Origin of the sequence: Pectobacterium colocasium, assembly GCF_020181655.1 — a bacterium.
GTDB classification, from domain to species: Bacteria; Pseudomonadota; Gammaproteobacteria; order Enterobacterales; family Enterobacteriaceae; genus Pectobacterium; species Pectobacterium colocasium.
On sequence record NZ_CP084032.1, the window covers coordinates 1,804,861 to 1,829,855 of the forward strand.

A 24,995-nucleotide genomic window follows, 5' to 3' on the forward strand; every position below is an offset into this window, starting at 1 on the left:
CCCTTGTAAGTATCCCGGCAAAGCGGACCATTCTCTTTCAGAGATCTTCAAGCAAGCGGATTAGTTTACCTTTAAAGCGCACTTCCGCTCCTCGCTCGTGCCGACTGTCAGGTTCTATCGAGTTTTAACACAGAACACGACTAGGGCGAGTCTGAGCTTACACAGATAAGTAATAACGTTAGCACGATTCCTGTTCAGTTCTTCACTGTTTAAAATATGAATATCGATTTATCCAGATGATAAAAACGCGCAGAGAAGGGCATTTCTCTGCGCGTATGATTACATATTATCAGCTCTGACGACGCTCAAGAATGGTTTGGCATTCCGTACAGGTTGTCACGCCCGGCAGGGTTTGCCGTCTCTGCTCGGGAATAGGTTCACCGCATAAACGACAGTAATGTAATGAAGGCGTGGTTGCTGGCTTAAAACGATTCTGTTCAATCATTTCTTCCAGGCGTTGCTCATTAAATTCCTGATCGCGATCGATCTCATCTGGCATGCGATGTCCTCCTGTTCAGTGCTTCTTTCTCACAAAGGGTGATACGGTTCCAGACGGCGGTCAGGGAGAGCCCTTTTTCGCGGGAAGACAATGATTCAGTAACCTGCATCATTGCTTCCAGCGCGTCAGGTGTATCAAGGTTTTCAGTGCGTTTCTTTTGCCATGACAGCCAGATTTCGGCATCAACGGTTTCATCTGGAATAGGCGTTCGGCCATAAGGGATGGTGACACCCAGCAACCGGCGGCGAGTGCAGACCTCATTTGAGGTGAGTCCAAAAAAATGATTAAGGAGTGCGATAGATCCCCCCAATATGATGGCCCGATTAATCTGTTGCTGGCGTTGCGCCTCTTGGCGGGACAACGCCAGAATCTGTTGTAGAACGTCGTGACGAACAGTGATCGACATAAACTGTGCGGATGCCCGGCTGACAATAAATAGTTCGTCGAGGGATAGCTGATTGAGGGCATTCAATTCGTCGAATGTGAATCCTAACGTTTCACAATAACGAAAATTGCCTTCCTTAAGCGCGGCAAGGGCGTTTGTTAACACCGCGTAATTCAGTGAGGGGAACATAATGCTGTATCTCCCTTCATCGCGTTAAGCGGTTAGCTAATTTGAGGTTAATCCATTCGTCAATTTCAGATTCCAGCCAAGCGACGCTGGCAGGTCCAATCTTTATTGAAGAGGGAAAGGTGCCTTCTTTCATGTACAGGTAGATTTGCGAGCGTTTCAGACCGGTTTTTACTTCCACTTGTTTCAGACGTAATAACTGATGAGCTGTCATAAATACCTCCAGTGCAGAAATGGGATATGCCCGGAGATGACAAAAAAACACAGTGAGGAAAGGAGTGAAAGTTGAAGAGCCCGTATTACGGACACCACAATCCTTAATACGGGTTTTTAGATTGAAGCGTGTAATGTCATTTTAATTGGGTGCCTAAACGGACGTCGGTGAACCACGTTCAAGCGCCGTTTTTAACGTATCGCCGCTGAATCGATCGGTCATGCCTTCGTCTGAGGCCCACTGTTCAAAGATGGACAGAAGCTTATAGGGTTGCCTGATTAATGGTCTGATAGACTCATTGTTTTTACAGGCAAGCCAGAACAATCTGGATAACGGCGTAGATATACGTGTTGAGGAGGGAGGAGAAGTATCGTTTTTGGCTGGCATGTTAATTAATTTCTCAAGTTCGGCATGTTTGATGACAAAACAGGCATCCTTTGGTAAATCGTGAATCGGAAAATATTCTCGATGGCTATACTGCCTTGTTTTCTGGTATGGGATTTTTTCAGTAATATGTGATGCAATATTTTTAGGGAGCTTCATTATTTGCTGTTTTACTCTTTCGCGATACCTGATTTTCTCAAATATTTGAAAGTGATCGTCGCCGATATTGACAGTAAGACCATAGTTAACGTGACTTTCTCCGATTACGGGTAGTGGAATACCCAGAGATCTCGCTAATAAACGTTGAACCAGAACGTATTCATAGCCGATAAGCGTTGTATCAATCACTTGTTGTGTGGGGTAAGTATATTTCCCCTCGGTGGTGACGATTAAGTTTCTGTTATTGATGAAACAGTTTTTTTCGAGAATGCATAGCTGGTTAATCAAATGATTGCCTATAGGCTTAAGTTTTGCCTTAGCATTTGATGTTTTGATTCTTCGTAAGATGACTGGAGATTGGAAGTAGATCGAAAGGTTGATATCTCCGTATAAGGCATGGCGATAAATATCAGCTTCTGTTAACGGTGAGCTTCGTATCTGAGTTGCTATCACTATGGCTTCTGGTATCGTAATCCAGTTAAATTTATCACTCGAGGTATTGAAAATCCTATTTTTCATTATCATGATTCATCTCCTTTATATGAAAATGATATATGCATAGGTGGCTAACGTTTCCTTATGCAGCCATGACGTATAGATAGGATTCTAAAAATGAGGAATAGGATTAGTGAGGGGTTATTGTGATAACGGTGATGTTATTAATTGCTTTTCGCTAGCCGTCACAAAATGTTCGAACTGGGGGGTTATTACCAGATAGGCTAACTTCCTCATATCATTTTTTATGCCATTAAGTACACCTGAGATATTAAATGTAAAAAATATCGTTATTATCTGATTGATTAAAAATAAGTTTAATTATTATTTTTTGTCATTTTCTTAAGATTTTTTTGTAAATTTATTATTTGTAATTTAATAATATATTGCACCTAGAGTGCTTTTGTAAAATATTTTAAGGAGAGAATATGGATCATATTAGAACGAATACATTTATGTTTGATAATGGTGAGCGATATTGCCATGTTATTAACAGTCTGACAGGAGAGCCGCTTTTTGATCCTAATCTTTATATAACGACAAACGTCAGGAGCAAATCAGTGTCGATTAATACAATGGAGGTGGTTGCCGGAAGTCTGGTATTACTTTATCGATTTTTTCATATGAGAGAAATAGACATCGTGGATCGGATCACCCGAATGGAATTTTTAAGTTCTTATGAAATTGATGCACTGGCTGATTTCGCTTCGAAAAACTTCAAAAATAGGGAAAAAACGTCCGGTAGCAGAAGTGTGAAAGCGCCGACAAAGTATTTCAGACTGACGTTTATTTGCCATTACCTTGACTGGCTATACCATCATCACTTACCGCATTCGGTAGACGTAAATCTTGACGCCCGGATCACAAGGATGGTGGCTGAACTGAAAAATAAAAGACCTGATTCTGACGGATATCGTGACTATATCCCTGAAAAGTCCTTAACGAAGGCGCAGCAAGATATTCTGTTTAACGTAGTCAGCGTCGGGTCTGCATTAAATCCGTTTTCTCCTGAGGTTCAGACACGGAACAGGCTCATCATTTTATTACTGTTCAGTTACGGGATCAGAGCCGGTGAGCTTTTAAATCTCCGGATCAGTGATATTGATTTTGCCTGTTCCTCTATTACTATCCAGCGCCGCGCCAATGACAAATCAGATCCAAGGGTTAAGCAGCCGCTTGTCAAAACGCGGGGAAGGGTGCTCCTCTCTGAGGAAGCGGTCATGTCTGAATTATATAATTACATCCAGCAAGACAGGCTAAAAATAAGAAATGCAAAGAAAAATGATTTTCTTTTTATTACCTATAAGAAAGGGGATACAGAGGGAAATCCCCTGTCGATGTCGGCTTACCGGAAAATCATCCATACGATTAGCCAGTGCTCACCGGAGTTGTACGGGGTAACCGGGCATCAACTGAGACACACATGGAATGATCACTTTTCTTCCATGTCAGATGCCCATGGTCTTTCTGAGGTGAGAGAAGGGCAATGCAGAGTGTATTGTATGGGCTGGGTGCCGGGCTCTGAGATGGCGATGATCTACAACAAAAGACATCTTACTAAAAAGGCAAATGAAACCTCACTGGCTGTTCAGCAAGAAATCATCAGGGAGATGTTATGAATAAAGTGAAAGAAAACAAACCCTGTTTAATGGCAACACGTTCAGGTTATTCATTTTCTCTCTCCGATACACGGTGGCATCTGGATAAGGATAATACGGTCAATGTTTATTCTGTATTGCAAACATTAACCCCGTCATTGCATGAGGGGTATCTCAATACACTGGCTTTTTTTTCCTGTAAACGGAGTGCGGGTTATGTGGTGAAGATCAATAACACCATGAGGCGGTTTATCCGTGAGATGTCCCCTGATTATATTGATGAGTCAGCGATCCTGAATTACAGAGCTTCACCTGCAACGCCGCTGGCAAGTCTGATTGTGCTGAGATGTTTTCTGATTAAGTGGCATTCCCTGGGCTATGCGGGTATCGATGACAATGCCATTACGCTGTTGAAAGCCATGAGAATAAAGGTTAAAGCGCCCGGAGACGTTGTAAAACAGGAAAGCCCTGAAAAGGGCCCCTTAACGGATACGGAGCATAAGGGATTAAATAGGGCGATCCACCATGCCGGGAAAAACGGCAGGATCACGCTGTCTGAGTCTGCAATGGCATTGCTGGTCAGCCTGACCGGAAGACGACCCTTGCAAATCACCTCATTAAAATATCAGGACATAAAAGAAGAGAATAATAGTGATGCTGGCTATTTCATCAACTTCCCCAGGATCAAACAGGGGGGCGGATTCAGGACGACCTTCAGGCTCCTGAACGTTGATAAATATCTGTTTGATATTGTCAGGCAACAGGCAGAGGCGTCGGTAAGCCGGATTGAGAAGGCTATCGGCAGGGCGCTTCAACCGGCAGAAAAAGAGGATGTGCCTGTTTTTCTGTGTGAGTCGCAATGTCGTCTGAGCGAAGGTCAGAATATGACGGCGTTACTGGCGTCGGACAGACTTCATGCTTCCCGAAACGGGGTTAATGATGCACTGATCAACGTGGTTAATACCGAGCAGGTCATCTCTGAAAGAACCGGTGAAATCATGAAAATAAGTCCCCAACGACTCCGTTATACCCTTGGCACCAGGATGGCGCGTGACGGGTATGATGTGCAATACATTGCAGAGTTGTTAGATCACTCTTCCACGGCCTGTGCCGGGATTTATGTTGAAAATTTACCGGATAGTGTCGTCAGGATTAACGATGCTGTTTCTGACAAATTATCCTTTATTGCCGATGTTTTTCTTGGGAAAGAAAAGCCGAAAGTAAAAAGCTGTTCATCCTGTGCGACAGCCATTCCGTGTCATCAGTGCCTTTATTTCAGACCTTTCACTCACCAGAATAATGACGAGGTGGCGCATGGGTAACGTGACCGTATTCAAATCTCAGGCCGGGTTGAGTGCGGAAAAGAATACCGGTGATTTTATTGTTTTTTGCCGGGATAAGCTGACCGTATTTGGTGCGGATTTAAACTGGCATTCACCTGTCTGGAAAGGTATTGCAACGTTTTGCAAGCTGGGGACGGGGAGAGGCGCAGTCAGCAATGAATGTGCCATGGACAGCGATTTCATTTCTTTTGCCAAAAGCTATATCCGTTACCAGCAGGCGTTACGCCCGGTCAAACGTCACGGTGCGGCACTCATGGCACTGAGGTGTCTGGAAAAAGCGCTGTTGCAGGTTTGCCGGAATGCCCATATCTATAACACGTCGGTTCTGGTGCTGGATGAAGCGATGCAGACCGCCAGACAGTATTATAAAGATAATGTGTTATACCAGTGTGGCACACAGCTTGAAAAACTGGCGCAGTTTCTTACGACCCACGGCTTCGTTACCTGTGGTTTTTTTCGCTGGTGCAATCCGGCTAAACCCGATTTCAAAAATCATTATCTGCCTGAGAAAGAAGATCCGGACAGAAAGCATAAATTACCGGACGAACGGGCTTTACTCGCTATCGCTGAAATTTTTTCACGACCGGATGATGAACTCAGTGAGCGGGATTTGTTTACCACCTCGGTCTTTGCCCTGCTGATGTGCTCACCAAACCGTATTTCAGAAATTCTGGCATTACCGGCAGACTGTGAGATCACCCGGAAAGATAAAAATGGCGTGGAGCGTTACGGGCTTCGCTTTCATGCCGTCAAGGGCTATGGGGCCACTATCAAGTGGGTGCCTGATGTTATGGTGCCGGTTGCCAGAAAAGCGGTCAGCCGGTTACGCCTTCTGTCGGAAAACGCCCGTTCAATAGCGAAACGGGCAGAAAATCAAACATGTTCAGCAAAACCTGAGACTGCTGCACGCTCTGTAAACGAGAAGGTGATGCCGTGTCTGCCTGCGGATTTTCCCTGGTTTGATAAAGAAAAGTCTGTGCGATATAGCAATGCGCTGTGTCTGCTGAACAAATATCAGGGCTGTGAGAAAAGGGAGACGCGGGACGTTCAGATTTGCAGGCCAGCGTATCATTTCTTTGCCTCTGATATTGCAAAGACGAGACCTTCCGGCACGGTGAAGAATATCTTTGCACGTCATGGTTATATCGATGATGAGGGGAACCCCTTATTTCTGCGCTCCCATCAGCCGAGGCACCTTCTCAACACGCTGGCGCATCAGGGGGAACTTTCAGAAATGGAGATCGCCAAATGGTCAGGCAGAGTCAGTGTCATGCAGAACCGTGCCTATAATCATGTCTCTCAGGAAGAGATGCACGAGAAAATCAAAGCGCTGAAGCTGGGGGCTCATGGTTACGCTCTGCCTGTCAGTATTCCGGTTATCACAGAAGAGCCGGATCACGGTGCGGTTCACGTCACGCCCTACGGTTATTGTGTTCATGACTACCTGATGCTCCCCTGCAAGAAATTAGCCAGCACGTTGTATTACGGCTGGGCAGGGGGAATGAACGGGCATGAGCCTGTCAAAAAAATCCGTCAGCACCTTCGGATGGCGAAAAAGGCAGTGAAAGGCGCGTATTTTGGTGCGGATAAATGGGTGGCTCACCACGAAGCCGTATTGTCTGTTTTAGAGAAAATGCAGAGTAAAAAATAAAAATATCTTATAAAAATTAATCATCAGGAGGCCGTATGGCAAAACATTTAACATCATCAGATATCACAGTCATTAAAAAAACGCTTCAGGGCTGGCAAGGAAAATTAACATGGGAAGCGCTTTGTATCGAAGTTGAAAAATTTATCGGAAAGAAACCCAGTCGTCAGTCATTGAGTATGCATGAAGATATCGTGGCTGCCTATTTAATGAAAAAGAAAATGATACAGACAAGCCGCGTTGAACCAAAGAAACCCGCCAGCCTGAAAATTGCGGCGCAGAGAATACGACATATTGAAAACAAGATGGCAATGCTTGAGCAGCAAAACAACCGTTATAAAGAGCAGTTTTCCCTGTGGCAGTATAACGCCAATAAATATGGGATGAAATCGCACCAACTTAATGAACCGTTACCTGAAAAAAAGTGACTGTAAACGAAAACAGGTGGCGTAAATATATTTTTACGAATTGCTTGATTTTTAATTTAATGGTGATATTGGTATGTTGTCAGGACGACAATTAATAATAATTTAAATGCAAGGATGCATAGTTATGAAAAAAATAAATATGAGTTTAATGGAAAGGTATCTGCTGTTGCTGGACAGGTTTGTTGATAAGCTCGATGAATCGGGCTTTTCAGAAGCGGAAATCACCGAGCAGTCTTATCTTTTTTGTGCCGGATTTTATATTAAATACCAGCAGGACATAGAAAATCTGACGTTTTCAAACCGAGAAGTGGTGCTGAGCTTTTTACTTCTCTCTTACTATTCTCATATCGAAAAAATCAGTGATGATTTGATTGATAAACCCCGTCTGAATAAAGTCTTTCTTTCTATCATCAGCTTCATCATCAACAACGGTGGAAGAACAGAAAGAATCTATGTGCATGAGAAAAAGAAGTATGACGCCAACAAGCTGATAAGAGCCTCAACGAGCGTCAGGAAGAGTGGTTGTCGATTGTGATGACATGTGTTAGCTAAGACCCGATCTGGCACAGTTGCTGCGCAGAGCTAAGCGTAATCTGACGGGCAGCTCTGTGCCAAGAGCGGACTTTGGGGGAAATTTAGAATAATATCCTAACTAAAAGTGTTTAATACTAAATTTTAGCCTTAGTAACTCAATAAAAACATTGCAATATCTTTAATGAATACTATTACCGTTATTAGGTCAAAGCGGCCCTACACTTACCTTTCGATTTTCGATTTTCGATTTTTGATTTGAAGTTCTTCCCGCCGTATAACGTTCAATTCTCCATACGATTTGTCAGTACAGATCCTGATTTAGTTTTTTCGTATCTCAGTACGTTAAGGGACTGTAAATAAAAGTTACCTAGCAGACCTGGAGACCTTTCATCCAACCTGCTACCAATCAATCATTGAAATGAGGCTATTTTCAGTTTTGGTGAGGTGGAATGATTATTGCTTTAGAGTTTAATAGGATACTTCTGTCACTTTCTTCGTGTCTCGACGTAAAACCTCCTATTTTTGCCTCCAAGAAATCAAACCAATTACGTCCCAGATTATCTATAAAATCAACAAATGAATCATCAGTTCGATCACTGTAGCTTGGTGCCCAAATTAATTGAGGTTCATTTGAACCATCGAGTTCTACATAGCGATTGATGGTCATGTATAAAAAACAATCTATTGAGGAATAGGAATGAGTTAATGCATCACAAGCTAAGGCTTGAACTAAAAAAGGTGAAATACCAGTAAAACCATCATTGACAAAAAACAATACCCCTTTTGCATTAGGGACATGAAAATGTTTTTTTGTTTCTTTAATTTGATTGTTTGCTTTCTTTAAAATCCTGGTAATCCCCGGCCGAGCCAGCCTTATAAATTCAATCTTAAACCAATCTGGATAATCATCCTTCCCTCCCATAAGAGAAGGTTTCCAATTTGGGCGTTCATTTAATAATCTCCCCATCATTTCGGAAAATTTTATTTTTGCACTTTCTTGGTTAAGGAATTCAGTCTCGATTTCCTTTAACTCCCCGATTATATTATTATTTTTGAATGAATAATCAGCATTTTCAAATGATGGGTTTCCAGGTAATATTTCAGAAACAACACACCCCCCATACTTTCGGACAAACGAATGAAATGTTTTTTCCACAGGCAACGGGGAATGAGGTCCAATGTCCCAAAATTTTTCAGAATTACTCATATCAACCTCATAATTAAATTCACCTAATACATAACAAAGTAAATCAACCTAAATTCACATTACTAAATAGTATTAAAATCTGTGTAATTGAGCCTTAATATAGCCTCTCACCGGATCGTGGTTATGTCAATAAGTATTAATATTTTGATTTCAGCGTCCACTATACTAAAAACCTACACTGGGATTTGTAGGTATTGATTGAAATACATACAAAAGAAGTGCCTTTTCTGGGGGCCATCTAAAGGCCGCTGTTCGCTCAAAGTGGACCTTATGATCTTACTTTCTGTCCGCTCCTGGCACTGAGCGGATTGTCAGATTAGGGTGCCATCGCTGTGTCAGGAAGAGTGGTGGTAGGATGTGATGAAAAGCCCGTAGCGGTGAAACTACGGGCTGATGCTTTCCCTGATGCTGCTTATGACTTATAGGTTATTTCGACGGCGAGACTTTCCACTTGCCTTCAAATTTAAAGAACTTGAGCTCCATGGTTGATGTTCTTTCACCCAAAAACGGGATCTTGGCATTGTATTCGAGTGTGCATTTGTAACCGCCGTCACTGTCTTTCTCTTTGCATGCAATTTTCTTGGCTGAATTGAAAACGACTCTTGCTGATTCGGACGGTGCTCCTTTGTTCATCTCTTCAGTAAAAGACTGCATTGCCTTAGATACGTCAGCATCTGACGGTTCGCTGTCACAGCCGGTGAGAAAAAAGGACAGCACCAGTAATAAACCTAAGGATAGTTTTTTATTCATCATTGCTCTCGTTCTGATTATTGCTGAACTTAAAAGGATTTAAAAGGCACCACGTTTCATTTCACTAGCATTGGCAGTGAATTCATACGAACTGACTTTTTCACCTTTAAATGTAATGAGAATTGATTTTTCTTCAATATCCGTTCCACCAGTCAGTATTCCGACAATCGGAATATATGATGTTGGTTTACTGCGATAGTTATGCATAGAATAAGACCATTTCTCCTCATCATCTGAGGTGATACGTTTATCCGGCTCACCAAAGGCGGTTAATACTTCTGACTTGGTGGTTTTTCCTTTTACAATTTTAGCTTTTACGTCTTCCTGCGTTACATTTTTCAGAGTCTGATTACCGAAGGAATAACATCCAGAGAGAGTGAGTGATACCAATGTTACGATGATAAATTTTTTCATTAATTTAAACCTTTAAGGATTTACTATTATTAGGTCTTAACGTGTAAATGAAATAACCAGACGATTGAACTTGATATTAAATTTGCTAGACCTGATGTTTAACCATCTGATGAGGACATGACAGACCAGTGTTGATAACAAATAGATATCCCATAGATCATCATTTTTAAAATCAAAAAGGAAAATAATAAATGAAACGGCAGAGATAATATTAGTTACGATAAAGGTAACAGGGAAAAAGCTTGGGACGGGCATAGCAGAATTATAGGCACTAGCAGTAAATCTTACTATAGGTCGAATAAACAAAAGCAGAGTCAATGTCGTTAATCCGAAGACAATAAAACATTTTTCCGGCACGTTTACATGCCGTTCTTTGGTGGTTTCATTAACGATCAGTGCATCATGAAATGATGCATAGGAATGATGGTCATGATAGCCATTGAATTCGTATTTTTTAATACGATGCGATTCACGGAACGGTAGCCCATGCGCGGAAATTTGTGTCTCATCCCCAGCATCTGTTTTTACCCAGATAGTGTCATTATTCGGGTTGTAGCTGATGACCGTGCCTGAGAGCGTTTCCTGAAACGTATATGCACGACCGCAAAATTCAAATTTTTCAGTAGTGATTTTCTCTTCCCACTGTTGGCGGATCCAGATTCTGGAATCTGCGTCTTCTTTCCTATTTTTGTTGTAGGCAAAAAAAGCCCAGATGAGCAGGGGAGCACTGATAGGTAGCCAGAGCCACCAAAGCTGAATTGCACCTGCCATAAAAAGCCAGTCGATAAACACAGGAAGCAATACGCCGATCCAGAAACGTCTCATGAATAAAAGGCTCATACAAATTCCTTAATAGCTGAGTGAAAGTCATATTCGATGTATGAAGAGGTCAGGAACTATGTATGAGACGAAATTTGTCATTGCTGAACCTATATCGTTAGTTGAATAAGTAAATAGACCAGTTAAATCAGTCTATTATGGGAAAAGGAACAGCTACATTTTGAACAGTTGTGATCAAACAAAGCAAATCGCTTATAACGATCGATGGTTTACTTGTGATAGATAAAAGCTATCATAAATTAAATATAGATCGGTATTAACGATCGTTAATCTTGTGTTTTTTGTATGAAGAAAGGCTTGCTGGACGGCTTCTCAGCCCTACATTTGGAATGATGATGGGTGTGATTTTTGCGGAGTTTGGATGGTGGTTTTTGGTGTTGCCGTAATTTCTATCATCTTCACGCCAGTGATGGTGTTGTGTTTGTCTGGGCGTTTGAGTGTCGGGATTTTGAGTTTTTTCAACATGCCAATGATGATGTTGAGGTAGGGAATGGTTTCTAACCATCTGAAGCTGGTCTGAATCATAGAGAGGGTCTTTCTGTGGTGAGCTTCTTTTGCCGCTTCGGTTGAATGTGCTTCTTTAGCATCTGCACCAGCTTCTTTTGCCGCTTCGGTTGCATACACTTCTTTGTTACTTGCAACAGCTTCATTGTGAAGCGTTGTAGGATAATTGATAGCGTATTCGTCCTGACCGCCGTCTTTGTTGGGGGTAAGCGTTTCGGCGGGGCTGTTAACGTCTTCTTTGATGATTTCAGGGGTATCTATAGCATTGGTCATATCAAGAGCTTCGCTAACCGATGCCTTACTGACTGAGGGCATTTTCAGTTCAAACAGGAAAGCATTGTCGCGTTCCGGCTGGTAATCGAGCCTGTTTTGTAAGGCAGACCAGGAATAACACTTACCTAACTGCGAAGCTTTGAAAGCAATCCCGTGGTATTCGAATGAAAACCCATTCATCTTTCCGGTAGAAGCGATATTCGGGACTGCCCTGATGTTTCGTGCCACAAGCTGTGTCACAAACTCAGTCATTGATGGTTTACCGGCAAGCAATTCTTCCAGGGCTTCCTGGATTACCGATTTGGGCGATAGCTCTTCTTTATACTTCTCCATCATCGCTTCGTTACGCGACAGCTTTTTAGGCTTTGGTTTTGCGCCCATCGGTTTCTGGGGCGGGGATTTTCTGGATAGCGAAGGAGGGAAGGGCGAAGCTGGGGATGGTGATGCTACCAATTCTGGCCCTTTGGTTCTTAGTGAATAGTCGCGTTCAAGCTGCTGAATGATACGTGTGCTGATGAGATTTTCGTTTTTACCCAAGTAAAGGCTTCCATTGGTGAGATTGATACGACTGGCAATAATGTGGATGTGTTGGCCTTCAGTGTCGTCATGCAACACATAGCATCTCAGGTGCGTTTCAGAGAAGCCCATTCGTGACATGTAATCATCAGCAATCTCTGACCATTGAGCATCTGTCAGCGCTTCGTTCTTCGGTAATCGAAGCGAATTATGCCATACGGGTTTAGCCACATCCGGGCGAAGCGTTTTTGTGGTATTGAATTCAGCGATCAGATCTCCGGCTATATCCCCCAGCATGTTCCCACCAATTACTATCGGATCTTTTCTATGGTGAGAGCCTGGCTTTAATGCGTAGAGAACAACACCAGCGAAACCCTTACCCCTGCGGATTTTTTGCATTCCCTTCATGGGAAGCACTCCACATATTATCAGTAAGTAAGTGCTGGCGAAGCTCTGAGATCTGACGCCTCACTGCAAAGAGTTCCGTTTGTGAGAGTGGGCTGTCATTACCTTTGTTGTCCAGATGAACGACAAGCCTGTTTAACTTCTGCGAAATCTCACCAAGGGTTTTCCATGCTTCGAGATTAATCGATGGAATAACCGAGGGGAGGTTATGCAGAAACGCCATCCGCAGCCATTCACCTTTGCGATGACTGCCACGCCTTTCATTCAGAAGCGACAACTCTTCATTATTTAATCTGACACTGACGCAATGGCTGCGAAGGATATTATTAAAAGTATTATTTTCGATCATATGAACTCCTTTTCATATAATTAAATCAAAGCATATTCCTTATGCTTAGACTTACTTATATGGCAGAAGCTAACAATGTCAATGCATGGTGTTGATTTTGCTTTTAATTTTTTTCAACCGAAGGGCGAAAAAAACAAGGGAGAACTCGGAGAAGCCAGCGTAGCGCTTCGGAGAGTTAGCCCTTGTTTAATTATATTATGTTTGTTTCGTGAAAATATTTGCTTTTAATTTCTTCTCGTGATACGTACATATGTGGGGTCAATTAAGCTAAATGAGGTAATTTATGAATAATGATATAAGATGGGCTGTGGGTTTTTTGGTCGGTTTTTTTATTCTTTTTGTCTATATAATATTAGGTTTCTTTTATTTTAATTTTAATATTTTGGCTCAAGTTGGTGATAGTCCCAATGGATTACAGATAATATGGTTTGGTGCTATAACCCTTTTTTGTATTTTAGGCCCGATATATATTCCCTATTCAATTTCATTACTCATTAAAAATTATAAAAAATGAGATACACTCAGATAGGACATAGTAATCTGATTGTTATTTTACTATTTTTTTTCTTTCATCATAAAAATCTTTAAAAGAAAAAAATAATTTTATTGAGGCGAAAGCGACAAATATTTCTAATATGAAAAATGAAGATATGCGTATTAATTCATTTTTCATAAGTGAATTGAAAGAAATTTCAAATACATTAAACACCACTAAAACAGCTGTTACTAACGCTGAGAATATAGTAACCATATCTGCCATTTTTCTCAAGTAATTTATGTTGGATGGAGATTTTTTGTTAATTACTCGATAAAAAAACCATGCATAATAAATTGGAATTAAAACTATAACGTCATAAGGTTTTCTTTCAAAGAAAAGACTTGCTAAAAATAAAAAAAATATTAATGTGAGTGGAAGGCCGAATTCATGGAATATAGAAATTTTCGTGTATTTTTTACACTCCATCTCTTGGTTTTCTTTTTCTGTGAGGCTTGTTTCTCCAATTATATCTTTTAAGTCAATTTCTCCAGTTAATAATATTTTTATTTTCTTGTCTTTAATTGTTTTGTTTTCAATTTTTTCTGACATTATTATCTCTCGATTAATTAATATTAACAAATAAAAGAAACTTCAGGATATGCACCTTGCTGCAATCTGCATCCTGGGCACCAAGATTGAACTATATAACGACCATCTCCCATGTTTCTCATACCAAAGTCCTGATGACGATAAAAAACATGCGAACCATTCTTACATGAACAAGAAGGACAACTTTTATAGTATTCATTACCAACCTCTGCAATTACGGATTCATGCAGAGAGTTCTGACAAGCAGGACACATATCCATAGAAATAACCTCTCATCAAGATAGTTAGCTTTGAAATAGTTATTCTGTTATCTAATTTGGTTTTTTACTTAATGGGCCAAGCAACGAAAACATGCTACAAAAAATTGGGAAAACAAGGGGGGGTGATCATGTTCACTAAAGTAAATAATTAGCTTTCTATTTTTATTAATTATTTGAAATGCTAGTGGTTAGCACTAGATAAATTTCAATCATTAGTATATAAAACAATAATAAAAATGTAGTTTTTTGTTTTTTTGATCTGATTAAAAAGGATGTTTTAATTGAAAATTGAAGATGTCTTTGGAGTTAGTGGAAAGCAGGTTGCTAGTTACTTGGAAAGAGAGAATGTGGATAGTAGATTTATAGATGCATTAAGAACCGACAAGCAAATAATAGTATATGGTGCATCTAAGCAAGGTAAAACAGCACTTGTAAAAAAATATATAAACTATGATGATAATATACTTATCAGCCTTTCCCCTAAAACTGAATTAAAGGATATTTATCAGTCTATTTTGAGGAAGTCTGGTGTAATCCTTAGAACTTCTTATTCTGAGGGGACTGGAGATAAATCAAAAGTCAGCACTAAAGCAACGATTAAAGGGGCTGTTGCTATGGTGCTTAAAGGAGAAGTAAATTTAGGATACGATAAAGAAAAAAGCAAAAACATAAGTGAGCAATATGATGAAATTGAATTTAATTTGCAATTACCTGATGATGTGGCGGATCTGATACATCGTGTTGGAAATAAAAAGATTGTTATATTAGAAAATTTCCATTACTTACCAGAAGAACTACAGCGTTCATTTGCATTCGATCTCCGAACATTTCAGGATCTGAGAATAAGATTTATAATATTAGGGGTTTGGAAAGAGGCGAATAGACTTGCTCAATTTAATGGAGAGCTACTTGATAGAGTTTCTGAAATTCCTGTAGAACCTTGGTCTGAGGATGATTTCAGATTAATTTGTAGAAAAGGAGAAAGTATCTTAAATATTACATTCTCTTCTGTGATTTTAAATGAGTGTATTGAAAATGCTTTTTCTAGTGTTGGTGTTTTTCAAGAGTTGTTAAAAAACACATGTATCGAAAATGGAGTTAATAATAAAAAAACAGAAAATTTCTTTATTGATGATATAAAAGCATTTAAACGGGCTATTGTGTTAAAAACTGAAGAGTATTCAGGGAGGCACTATCGAAATTTAGAATCTATCGCATCAGGTAATGGTTCATCGATTGCTAAAGACGCACCTTTACCTTATTTTCTTCATTACTATATTGTCATGCATATATTGAAGTTGGGTTTTCATGGTGTAAATGGGGGGATAAGTAAGGAAAATTTACTTCATAGTATAAAACAAATACATCATAGAAGGGATGAATTAAAAGGGTCACAACTTATATTTGTCCTTAAAGGGTTAGCTGAATTACAAGCTAATAAAGGTATTAATCCACCTGTGATTGCATATGACTCGAACTCAAGACAACTTAAGATAGTTGACTCCACGCTCTACTTCTTCTTAAAAAATGCAGACTTAGAAGAAATAAAATCTGAGATAATATGTCCTATGGATGGATTTTGAATTTATATAATTTATCATGTTAATAAATTTAATTTTTCTTAAAAAAGATACGATGAATTAATTATTATGGCCAAATTTATGTTTCTACAAGAGGGGTTATGGATCGAGAAAAAATAAGGGGTATTAAAAATTCCATGATGTGTTTGACTACTTTCTCTAGGTCAATTCATATTTTTTTCTCTTTATATGAAAGGCTTGATTTCTTAGACTATAATTCAGGTGATTTATTTCCGTTCCGAAGTGTCTGTAATGCCTTGATCGGTGATGCTGCAATAAACTGGTGTAGGGTTTTTGGTTCTGATATTGAAGAAACACATTGGAAAAATATTACAGATGACCATACTGGTTTTCGTAGTTTGTTATTTTCTGAAATTAGAATGACTGAAAGTCAATTTAAATTATATTGGAAAGAAATGACTGCTTTTAGAAACAATGTAATAGCACATTTTAATTCAGAGCATTTTTCTAAAGGTAGTACTCCTGAATTTGATACTGCCATAGTGTCCGCATCTGTTGCTCATGAATATTTTAGAAAGAGTTTACCTTCAAATGTAAATTATACCGGTCCAACTGATTTGATTAGTTATGGGAGAGAATCTGCGAATGCTGTCATAGGAAAATTAAATATATAAAGTTAAAGCTCGGATTTGAAAATATTAAAATATCTTATTCCAAATCCGACTGAAAAAGTATGTGCATTAATCTCGTATTATTATTGAACAGTTCCTTGAGAATGAAAGTCCTGATATAACCAGTCGAGTCTTTCCCAGAGGATGAACGTCAAAATCTCTTTGGCTTGAGGATTCTTGGTTTCGATAACAGCGTAGAGCAACGCTCTGCACTGATCGATGATTTCTTCCTGCTCTAAAGGTGTGTTATCGAACATAGCCCACCCCCATAGTATCTTTCCGGAAGCGATTATAATAACGCTTAACGTGTTTAAGGTGCTTATCAATAAGGGAATTGCTAGACTTGCTAATAGCCATGGCGTTAGTTCCTCTAACGGTGTGGTTAGCCCCTGCCTGGTAGTCGCATACCTTTCAGGGGCGAAACTGGTGATGAGTGTAATGTGCCTTTGTGATAGTGTACGTACCTATAAAATTCATCATAGTTAAAAAGGTACGTACATGTCAACGATAAAACGCGATACGAAAAAATCTTCATCAACAGGTAAATCACCGACTTTCCAGATACGCATCTCGCCTGAACTCCGAGAGCAGCTTGATGAGGTAGTTGCAAAAGAAGGTGTCAGTCTCGGAAACTGGTTCAAAGAGCTTGCTCGTCAGGAATTGAGAAAGCAGGGGATTGAGCCGAAGGGATGAATGGGCCTTCTCTCCCTTTCCTGGTCTTGCCCAAAAACTAGCAAAACCTATCTCACAGGAAATGTAAGTGAACGATGAAGTCGAAGAGCTCTTGGTTGCAGCAATAGACTTGGCAGCGAAATACAAAAAACTTACAGGTAAGCCGCTCGGAATAACTGGTGAAGTAGCAGAGTTTTATGCCGCTAAGCTATTAGGTTTGAAGCTAATGGAAGCACGTAGTGCTGGCTATGACGCTATTGGCTCTGAGGCTCGTAAAATCCAAATCAAAGGCCGTTCTCTTGCTGATAGTTCAAAACCGGGGCAAAGGGTGGGAGCTATCAGGTTAGAGCATGAGTGGGATTCTGTGATTTTGGTATTGATGGATGATGTATTCACTGTCAAAGAGATGTGGGAAGCCTACCGCCCTGAAGTCACATACGCATTACTCGCACCTGGTTCTAAATCTCGTAATGAACGAGGCTCGTTATCTGTCAGTAAATTTAAGCAGATTGGCCGGAAGGTTTGGTCAGGATATTTTTAGTAGGTATGAATTATTATGGGGGAAGAAGATACCACTGAGTTATTTAAAGTTAATTAAATTATAGTGCTATGCACTATAATTGTGATTTATAATAGGTTTGGATTAAATAAAATTTTCTTATGAATAGCCATGTTATCAATACTCAGAGTTTTCTACATTTCCAGTAGGTGGTAATTAACATGATTAAATTATAAGATTTTTATTGCATTGCTAAATGTATACTAATTCTTATTATAGCCATTTCATTTTATCTTAATAATCTAAGCCAGTAGAAATATATCACTGGCTGTTTTAAACGAAGGTTACCACTATTGAATTTTACGTAATGGAAATTTTTTCCTAGGCCTACTGAGCCATTTTGACCACGGTATATCTCTACCTGGATATGCAGGGTCTTTTATTTTCCAGTAGCTATCAATCCATTCCCGAATAAATTTTTCGACACTCAAAGAGAGTTGTGTATCGACAATTGTTATATTAAACCAGTAATAAATAGCAACATCACTGCCTTCAAATACTGAAGGGAAAATATACACACATCCGAAGCATGTAAGTTCATCAGGATCTAATATTATATAGGAAAAACCAATTCTATTCTTAAAATCTTCATAATCCTCTTCTATATAATTCAAGTTGTCCTCAGCACTATTGATGTCTTCCGGCCAGCTATCGGAAAAAATATCACTCAATATTGATTTACTTTTCATCACTGCATCATAATCTAGGTCGGAATATTCCGGAGTTAGGGGGCGGAGAATAAAACCATTACCTTTAACAATCAAGGGGACATCAAAATCATCAGGAACTATTTTATTATATATAATCATGATTTTATCTCTTTCTTTTGAATTTAAGGCCATGATAATCATGGTTTTCTATATTTGTTAAAGTAGGGCGTTGAGGTTGAGAATAAGAGTGGAAAGCTAAAAGAAAACAATTTTTACAGATATCTAGACTGTAATCTATATTTCCCTCTTTATGTTGGAATGTGAATATACCTGATGAGTTATCCCCATCTGTATTGATTTTCTGCATCTTTCCGCATTTATCACATTTACAGACACTTATAATCATCACGAATTCTCCATAACCTTAAAATGAGGAAAGACCTGATAAACCACATGCTGCGCCTTGATGGCCATTTATGACACCAGGTTCATTAATCCCAATTGCCGCTCTTGTTAAATTCCCGATCATTTTTCCACGTAGAGTAATAAAACCATGCACAATTGATGAGTTACCTTCTTTTATGATTCCCTGTGCATTGATGGACTGCATATAAGATGAATTACCAATAATTCTTTCTTGCACTACCCATAAAGAATTACTTGAGAGAGCATCGTGCAGCGCCTTTATCCATTCATCACTATCACATAGCCAACTACAGATAATATCTGTTCCACCATAACCATCAGCAGGTTTTAGAATAAAATTAAGAGCATAAAATGATTCTATATTCGTTTTTGTTAGAATATCTCCCATTGGGAAAATATTTTCTATCTCTTTAGCCTGTTCATTGGGGAGTGTGGCAATAGCATGTTTGATGATCCATGGTATAAATGCTTTATTTGAAAAGATCATTTCCCTAAACCCAAGCAGAGAAATAATTCTTTTTTCATACAACGCTTCTAGAAAAAGACTGTATCTTGATTTACTTTCAGATAACTCATTTAGAGTGAACATTGGAATAAAATAAGTCACTTCATGACCTTTAAATAGAATATTATTTTCGGTTATATGAAAATCCTCAATAGTTCCTGGTATATATATGTATGAACTATTTTTATTCATGTTCATGGCAAAACTATCTAAATAAAAACTATACTTTTCATACCCCTCTGATGTTTCAACTACAGGGATAATAACCAAATTATCAGCTATGATATCATGTATATGATCTGACAAAAATTGAAATGAGTTATCTAATGGAGCAATATTAATACCATTGCTACTATGGGCATAAAAGTCTGTGCGGATATCGTTAATTGGGAAACTATTTAGTCCACCTAGGCAGAATCCAGTATTAATCTCAATAATTTTCCACTGCTCACCAATAAATATAGCATCCCAACGCATAGGCATAGGTATTGCTTGATTATCAAGAGCGATAAAAGGATATATCCATTCGGGGATTCCTAATTCTTTCATCAGTAAGTCAGGATTATGATTATAAGAATCCCATAGTGATTCCATCAATTTCTCTATTGTAAATAAAGATATTTCAAGGTTTTTTAACTGATTTTTTTTGTATTCGATAGATGTTAATAACCATTCCCATGATGGATCTATTATGCCATGCTCTATAGCCTGCAACCTGTATTCATTCGCGTATGAAAGATTTTCAATTCTGTTGATCAAATAGTGATTATTATTTGTCATTGAACCACCCTTTTAATTGCTGAAAAGCATAATGCTCTTTACTTTTATACTCATTATTTTCCATCATAATCATATGTGCTTTTTTATGATTCTCAACACTAACCCAAGGTAATAGGTGATGCACCAAATGGTATCCATCAAATCTTGGCATTAAAAGAGCGCTAAGAATTCGATTTTTAATGATGAAATTTCTCGATTTATCTACAGGTGTATCATTATTTAGTAATCCGCCGTGGTCGAGTACGTCAGTGAGATGTTTCTGCACCTGGTAGAAATAGCAATACGGTAGAATAAATAGGAAAAAAAACCATAGGGGAAAATAAAAACAAAGTAAAATTAGTATTGTTATATATGTGCCACGTAGAGTATTTGCCCAGAGTGGAGCATCTTTGTCGTATAAAACGAAGAAGAATGTATCTCTAATTTGCAACAACATCAGTGCTTGGCTAATGTGCTTAATTACTCGTTTTTGTGTCATTTTTTTATGTAGTCCATATTTTCTTATACTATAAAAATCCATATCTCTTTGCATGTCACCTAAATATTTATGGTGTGAAAGGTGCTCTTTTCTTACTAATTTGAATTTAGAAAACTCAGCCACCGCGAATATCTCACCAAAAAATTCATTGAATCTTCTAGAATGACAGTAGCTGAAATGAATGCATTCATGAGACATGTTGTTAATAGCTCTGAAGCGGGTTCCTATATAAAAAGAGACAAACGGGAAAAGAACATAAAAAAAGGCATTTATAGTGGTCAGCCAACAGGTTAATAAAATAACAACCCAAGGGATTAGGATATTATTAAATGCGACAATTGAGGCCGATAGTAATGATTTTTTTCTATTCTCATTCTTTATTTTTTCAATCAAAAAATTGTCCATAGTAATTTAACCCCCTAATCCGTTGAACTTGGTTATTGTTCCTCTGTATGTGACATAGGTTAATATAATAAAAAACAAAGTACTAAATAATAAATTTTCAATCATCCATTCATTTTTTTCGAGAAGTAGTGATATAGGAAGTGAAGCAGAAAATGCCATGGGTAATATAAATAAAAGCCATTTGGCTATCGCTGAAGGATAAAGTGAAATAGGAATAAATGATAATTCATAAATCATTTCATGAAAATATTCGACTGGCATTTTTCTGTTTGTAATAAAAGTCATGAAATTAAAAATCATGAAAAAACATATATTTATGATAATTATACAGCATAGGGATATTGTAAACGAGAACCAATCCATCTCATTATATGATTTATTTGGAAAGTCAACAAAAAAATAAGCACACACGCAGAGAACAATAAAGTTAATTATGTTTAATGGTTTGCACCATCCAAATAACATAATGAGCCATATAGAAATCGGTTTTGTTAGATATACTTCAATTTTTCCATCTGCTACCTTGTCAAAAAAAATCTCAATAGAATTCGTAAAAATACTTAACAACATTCCAAGTAGGACAAAAACAACAAATATCAAATGGATTTCTTCTCTACTGTAATCTCCCAAGCCATTTGAGAAGGAAGATACTTGATCAATAAATATGAATTGGATCAAATAATAACATAGTGACAATATAAATTCGCCTGCTAGATTTTTTCCATAGACACACTGTCTTCTTATATTCATTGTAATATAATAAGAAATGGTTTTCATATCACCCCCCAGCTCCATTATATATTTTAAGCCCTTTATTCCAGAGAATAAAAATTATCACTAAAAATGCAGTAATATAAAAAAAACTACCTAGTATAAAATGGTGAAATACAGTTTCATTATAATTTGTGAGAAATTCAGCTGGCGCGGATATTGTAAAACGATAAGGATTAAATTGCATTAATGGGACAAGCCAGTCTGGCCAAAAAGTAGGTGGTAAAAGGACTCCACCAAGGAGAGCTGAGCTAAGTATACTGAAAGACAGTAATATATTGTATTCAATTACCCAGAAACTGAGTAAGGATAGACTGAAAGATAGCAAAAAACAGAGTAACTGTGATATGACAACAATGAATACAATCATCATAAAATAAGTTATTAAGTTAAAAAACATGAGGTTATTTTCTGATGATGGGCTGTTTTTAAAAAAACAAACGAGTAATAACGGTGTGGTATATAAAATGCTTTCACCGAAAAAAGTGAAAAGTTTCTGAGCTATATAGTTTAATGGCTTTGTGAGATAGACTTCTAGTTCGCCCTCTCTTATTTTCTCAGAGAGAGAGCGAATTAAATCATAACCATTATTTAATCGTGAAAATATCAAAGCGAAAATATAATAATAAATCATATCATTAAAACTAAAACCATTTATATGGTCTCTCTCTTCAGAGAAAATTGCTCTCCATAAAATGAGTTGAATAATGAATGGCGATAGTGTTCCCATGACAAAGTCAGTAAAAAACATTGCTCTGTCATTCACAATCGTTAGTAGACCATTTTTTGCATAATAATACATAACAAGTAATCGATTAGTTAAATTCTTTAAACTTAACACGGAGCATCTCCTCAAGGGAAGGTGTGGAAACTGAGAAAACGCAGTTTAGTTCTGTCGTCAGCGTTTGTATAAAACGTGGATAGTTATCTCGATGTAATGAAATTTCTAGTGATAAATCTTCATTGTTCAACTGTTTGCTTTCCAGTTTAATTGATTCTTTTATCGCAATTTCATTGACTCGTTGTAGGGCAACCGATTGTTCCATTGAATTTTCATGAAAAAGAGTAATTCTGACCAAGGATGAGATCATATTTTTAAGAGAGTTGATATCTCCATGGTATTTTTTTTCTCCTTTATGTAAAAGAATTATATCATCAACATAACCATCAATATCCCCCATGTCATGGCTGGTTATTACATACCCAATACCGTTTTCTTGTTTTAAACGTTTAAGTAATTCTCTTATCTCATGTTTCGATGTAATATCTAGTCCGATCGTCGGTTCATCCAAAAAAAGAATTTTCGGTCTAAAGGATAAATTAAAAGCAAGCTCACTTTTTACCCGTTCGCCTAAGCTTAATAATCGTACCGGCTTATCCATGAGATGAGTGATATTTAATAAAGTAGCAATCTCTTTTATATCGTGATTAAATGTTATTTTATCGAGATCATATAATGGCTGAACCATCTCCAGGCTGTAACGCAACGGCAAATCCCACCATAGGCAATTCTTATGTCCAAATACAACACCTAATTCTTTAAACAGATTTTTTCTCTTTTTATAAGGATCTATACCCAGCACTTTAACGCAGCCCTTGTCAGCATACTGGATACCGGAAAGAATCTTAATCAGAGTCGATTTCCCTGCGCCATTAGGGCCAAGTATCGCTAGTGACTTACCTGTATGCAGGTTGAAACTTATATCATTGAGAACCTTACTATATGTATAGGTTGGACGAAATAAACCTATTATCCTTTCTTTGAAATTACCTTCATTTAGCTTATTACAATAGCTTTTTGACACATTATTGAACTCAATCAAAGGTGATGTCATTCGTCTCTCCTAGAACTAAATTATATCCTGACTTTATATTCATATAGTCTTTTATAACATTGCTCCGGTCGCCAGAAAATATAAACATACCTAAGCAATCTTTATGGCAGTAAAATTCCCCAGATGCAACATCTCCAATTTTTGGCAAAATATTAATTTTCAATGTCGGCAACTCTTTTAGATTGGGGGTCTCGACACTTATCACTCTTTTTTCATGATCTGAATGGTGATCTTTTGGATAGACTAAATAGGCATAAGTGCTATTTTTTGCAAAAATAGTAAGGTCATGAATCAGGCCTAATTGTGCGCCTAAATGTATTAACCGCAGATCTATACCATAAGTATGCATGATAGCGTCGACTACACCTGCGCCACCTGGCCTGTATGCTATTTCCAATAGTTCAGGCTCTTCATTTGTGCGATAAAAAGCCTCTATATGAAAAACTCCATCAGGAAGATTAAATGCTATTTTCAATCTTTCTGTAAAGGGGTGCCAGATCTCAACAACTTGCTTATATGGAACTGATATGCAGCCAAGTTCGTAACCTTGGAGGTAGTTTAAAGGGGTGCCGTCATAAGCACCAACTGATATAAACTCAATGCGCCCAGCTATGATGACACAGTCAATATGGAAAATATCACTGGAATTGTAAGCCTCAAACATGTGCTGCGCATCATCCATATCCCGATAATCATCACCAGAATGTTCTTTTAATAAAGGGAGATCAGAAATACTATAGAGCAACTTTATTCCAACAGAACCAGCCAAAGATCTAGGCTTTATTATCAGAGGGAAGTTTGCCTCGCCGCGTAAAATATCGTCTCTATTGTATTCTTTTGGGGTCGGAATACCATGAAGAGATGCTATTTTTTTCATCATTTTCTTATCGCGGAATTTTTGAGCAATATAGCACGTCATCCCTTCAAGTTTTAGTTTTTGGCGAACATATGCCGCGATAAAAACTGAAAACTCGTCATTAGATATTACTTTAGTTATCTGATGATAAAGACAAATTCGTTCTACTGTCACCGCTATATCAGCATGAAAAGCAAAATTGCGAACAACAAAATGTCGGTCGTCCTCTATAACACTTCCAGTTGCCGTAAAATCCTCAATAAGAAAAATGAAATTTTCAGAAGGAATTCCGAAAAAATTTTTTAGCTCAGAGAGTTTTTGGGGAATATCCAATTCACATGAAACAACTAGTATTTTTTCCATATTGG

Annotated in this window: 29 protein-coding genes; 10 read left to right on the forward strand and 19 right to left on the reverse strand. The window is 38.2% G+C overall.

Features of this window, described 5'->3' with window-relative positions; genetic code table 11:
- Positions 1 to 289: 289 nt before the first annotated feature.
- The 4 genes from LCF41_RS08085 to LCF41_RS08100 form a co-directional block, all read right to left on the reverse strand.
- Complete coding sequence (locus tag LCF41_RS08085) at positions 290 to 499, reverse strand: TraR/DksA family transcriptional regulator (protein ID WP_225087608.1); 210 nt, start codon at positions 497 to 499, stop codon at positions 290 to 292.
- A complete protein-coding gene (locus tag LCF41_RS08090) occupies positions 489 to 1,073 on the reverse strand; it encodes a DUF2857 domain-containing protein (RefSeq protein ID WP_224072141.1) in 585 nt (194 codons plus the stop codon). The genes LCF41_RS08085 and LCF41_RS08090 overlap by 11 nt, the downstream gene beginning before the upstream one ends.
- Positions 1,074 to 1,089: 16 nt before the next feature.
- Positions 1,090 to 1,284, reverse strand: coding sequence for an AlpA family transcriptional regulator (locus LCF41_RS08095; protein ID WP_039508997.1), 195 nt, complete (start codon positions 1,282 to 1,284; stop codon positions 1,090 to 1,092).
- 153 nt (positions 1,285 to 1,437) lie between these two features.
- Positions 1,438 to 2,352 (reverse strand): hypothetical protein, encoded by a 915-nt coding sequence (locus LCF41_RS08100; RefSeq protein ID WP_211026288.1) that lies wholly within the window; start codon positions 2,350 to 2,352, stop codon positions 1,438 to 1,440.
- Positions 2,353 to 2,750: 398 nt separating this feature from the next.
- Here LCF41_RS08100 and LCF41_RS08105 point away from each other — a divergent pair, with 398 nt between their 5' ends.
- The 5 genes from LCF41_RS08105 (at position 2,751) to LCF41_RS08125 (ending at position 7,874) form a co-directional block, all read left to right on the forward strand.
- Positions 2,751 to 3,941, forward strand: coding sequence for a tyrosine-type recombinase/integrase (locus LCF41_RS08105; protein WP_225087609.1), 1,191 nt, complete (start codon positions 2,751 to 2,753; stop codon positions 3,939 to 3,941).
- Complete coding sequence (locus LCF41_RS08110) at positions 3,938 to 5,242, forward strand: site-specific integrase (protein ID WP_225087610.1); 1,305 nt, start codon at positions 3,938 to 3,940, stop codon at positions 5,240 to 5,242. Before LCF41_RS08105 ends, LCF41_RS08110 begins: the two co-directional genes overlap by 4 nt.
- Entirely contained in the window at positions 5,235 to 6,914 is a 1,680-nt protein-coding gene (locus tag LCF41_RS08115) for a DNA-binding protein (protein ID WP_225087611.1), read from the forward strand. Before LCF41_RS08110 ends, LCF41_RS08115 begins: the two co-directional genes overlap by 8 nt.
- Before the next feature lie 35 nt (positions 6,915 to 6,949).
- Positions 6,950 to 7,339 (forward strand): hypothetical protein, encoded by a 390-nt coding sequence (locus tag LCF41_RS08120; protein ID WP_225087612.1) that lies wholly within the window; start codon positions 6,950 to 6,952, stop codon positions 7,337 to 7,339.
- Positions 7,340 to 7,463: 124 nt separating this feature from the next.
- Positions 7,464 to 7,874, forward strand: a complete 411-nt coding sequence (locus LCF41_RS08125) for a hypothetical protein (protein ID WP_225087613.1) — start codon at positions 7,464 to 7,466, stop codon at positions 7,872 to 7,874.
- A gap of 429 nt (positions 7,875 to 8,303) precedes the next feature.
- On the opposite strand, the gene LCF41_RS08130 is transcribed toward LCF41_RS08125, so the two are convergent.
- From LCF41_RS08130 to LCF41_RS08155, 6 genes are all read right to left on the reverse strand, one after another.
- A complete protein-coding gene (locus LCF41_RS08130) occupies positions 8,304 to 9,080 on the reverse strand; it encodes a hypothetical protein (protein WP_225087614.1) in 777 nt (258 codons plus the stop codon).
- Positions 9,081 to 9,506: 426 nt separating this feature from the next.
- Entirely contained in the window at positions 9,507 to 9,833 is a 327-nt protein-coding gene (locus tag LCF41_RS08135; RefSeq protein WP_225087615.1) for a hypothetical protein, read from the reverse strand.
- Between the two features lie 36 nt (positions 9,834 to 9,869).
- Entirely contained in the window at positions 9,870 to 10,244 is a 375-nt protein-coding gene (locus LCF41_RS08140; RefSeq protein ID WP_225087616.1) for an META domain-containing protein, read from the reverse strand.
- 36 nt (positions 10,245 to 10,280) lie between these two features.
- Positions 10,281 to 11,084 carry a hypothetical protein gene (locus LCF41_RS08145; RefSeq protein ID WP_225087617.1) on the reverse strand — a complete coding sequence of 268 codons (804 nt, stop codon included), beginning with the start codon at positions 11,082 to 11,084 and terminating at the stop codon, positions 10,281 to 10,283.
- Between the two features lie 318 nt (positions 11,085 to 11,402).
- A complete protein-coding gene (locus tag LCF41_RS08150) occupies positions 11,403 to 12,785 on the reverse strand; it encodes a relaxase/mobilization nuclease domain-containing protein (RefSeq protein WP_225087618.1) in 1,383 nt (460 codons plus the stop codon).
- Positions 12,754 to 13,131, reverse strand: coding sequence for a hypothetical protein (locus tag LCF41_RS08155; protein ID WP_225087619.1), 378 nt, complete (start codon positions 13,129 to 13,131; stop codon positions 12,754 to 12,756). Before LCF41_RS08155 ends, LCF41_RS08150 begins: the two co-directional genes overlap by 32 nt.
- A 283-nt stretch (positions 13,132 to 13,414) precedes the next feature.
- On the opposite strand from LCF41_RS08155, the gene LCF41_RS08160 reads away from it, so the two are divergent.
- Positions 13,415 to 13,645, forward strand: a complete 231-nt coding sequence (locus LCF41_RS08160) for a hypothetical protein (RefSeq protein WP_225087620.1) — start codon at positions 13,415 to 13,417, stop codon at positions 13,643 to 13,645.
- Between the two features lie 33 nt (positions 13,646 to 13,678).
- Here LCF41_RS08160 and LCF41_RS08165 read toward each other — a convergent pair whose 3' ends face one another.
- Entirely contained in the window at positions 13,679 to 14,218 is a 540-nt protein-coding gene (locus LCF41_RS08165; RefSeq protein WP_225087621.1) for a hypothetical protein, read from the reverse strand.
- A gap of 541 nt (positions 14,219 to 14,759) precedes the next feature.
- Here LCF41_RS08165 and LCF41_RS08170 point away from each other — a divergent pair.
- Both LCF41_RS08170 and LCF41_RS08175 read left to right on the forward strand, forming a co-directional pair.
- Entirely contained in the window at positions 14,760 to 16,061 is a 1,302-nt protein-coding gene (locus tag LCF41_RS08170) for an ATP-binding protein (RefSeq protein WP_225087622.1), read from the forward strand.
- Positions 16,062 to 16,159: 98 nt separating this feature from the next.
- Positions 16,160 to 16,693: a hypothetical protein gene (locus LCF41_RS08175; RefSeq protein ID WP_225087623.1), complete on the forward strand. Its 534-nt coding sequence runs from the start codon at positions 16,160 to 16,162 to the stop codon at positions 16,691 to 16,693.
- Between the two features lie 80 nt (positions 16,694 to 16,773).
- On the opposite strand, the gene LCF41_RS08180 is transcribed toward LCF41_RS08175, so the two are convergent.
- A complete protein-coding gene (locus LCF41_RS08180) occupies positions 16,774 to 16,947 on the reverse strand; it encodes a hypothetical protein (RefSeq protein ID WP_225087624.1) in 174 nt (57 codons plus the stop codon).
- 241 nt (positions 16,948 to 17,188) lie between these two features.
- Between LCF41_RS08180 and LCF41_RS08185 the strand changes: the two genes are divergently transcribed.
- Together LCF41_RS08185 and LCF41_RS08190 are read left to right on the forward strand one after the other, a co-directional pair.
- Positions 17,189 to 17,383 carry a hypothetical protein gene (locus tag LCF41_RS08185; RefSeq protein WP_039308002.1) on the forward strand — a complete coding sequence of 65 codons (195 nt, stop codon included), beginning with the start codon at positions 17,189 to 17,191 and terminating at the stop codon, positions 17,381 to 17,383.
- Between the two features lie 67 nt (positions 17,384 to 17,450).
- Positions 17,451 to 17,903 (forward strand): DUF6998 domain-containing protein, encoded by a 453-nt coding sequence (locus LCF41_RS08190; RefSeq protein WP_225087625.1) that lies wholly within the window; start codon positions 17,451 to 17,453, stop codon positions 17,901 to 17,903.
- Positions 17,904 to 18,211: 308 nt separating this feature from the next.
- Here LCF41_RS08190 and LCF41_RS08195 read toward each other — a convergent pair whose 3' ends face one another.
- From LCF41_RS08195 to LCF41_RS08225, 7 genes are all read right to left on the reverse strand, one after another.
- A complete protein-coding gene (locus LCF41_RS08195) occupies positions 18,212 to 18,763 on the reverse strand; it encodes an N-acetyltransferase (protein ID WP_225087626.1) in 552 nt (183 codons plus the stop codon).
- A gap of 232 nt (positions 18,764 to 18,995) precedes the next feature.
- Positions 18,996 to 20,282 carry a PIN domain-containing protein gene (locus tag LCF41_RS08200; protein WP_225087627.1) on the reverse strand — a complete coding sequence of 429 codons (1,287 nt, stop codon included), beginning with the start codon at positions 20,280 to 20,282 and terminating at the stop codon, positions 18,996 to 18,998.
- Positions 20,272 to 21,165 carry a fatty acid desaturase family protein gene (locus LCF41_RS08205; RefSeq protein WP_225087628.1) on the reverse strand — a complete coding sequence of 298 codons (894 nt, stop codon included), beginning with the start codon at positions 21,163 to 21,165 and terminating at the stop codon, positions 20,272 to 20,274. The genes LCF41_RS08200 and LCF41_RS08205 overlap by 11 nt, the downstream gene beginning before the upstream one ends.
- Before the next feature lie 6 nt (positions 21,166 to 21,171).
- Positions 21,172 to 21,942 (reverse strand): ABC-2 family transporter protein, encoded by a 771-nt coding sequence (locus tag LCF41_RS08210; RefSeq protein WP_225087629.1) that lies wholly within the window; start codon positions 21,940 to 21,942, stop codon positions 21,172 to 21,174.
- Position 21,943: 1 nt separating this feature from the next.
- Positions 21,944 to 22,777 carry an ABC-2 family transporter protein gene (locus LCF41_RS08215; RefSeq protein ID WP_225087630.1) on the reverse strand — a complete coding sequence of 278 codons (834 nt, stop codon included), beginning with the start codon at positions 22,775 to 22,777 and terminating at the stop codon, positions 21,944 to 21,946.
- A complete protein-coding gene (locus LCF41_RS08220) occupies positions 22,752 to 23,771 on the reverse strand; it encodes an ATP-binding cassette domain-containing protein (protein WP_225087631.1) in 1,020 nt (339 codons plus the stop codon). The genes LCF41_RS08215 and LCF41_RS08220 overlap by 26 nt, the downstream gene beginning before the upstream one ends.
- Positions 23,752 to 24,990, reverse strand: coding sequence for an ATP-grasp domain-containing protein (locus tag LCF41_RS08225; RefSeq protein WP_225087632.1), 1,239 nt, complete (start codon positions 24,988 to 24,990; stop codon positions 23,752 to 23,754). Before LCF41_RS08225 ends, LCF41_RS08220 begins: the two co-directional genes overlap by 20 nt.
- Positions 24,991 to 24,995 lie beyond the last annotated feature (5 nt).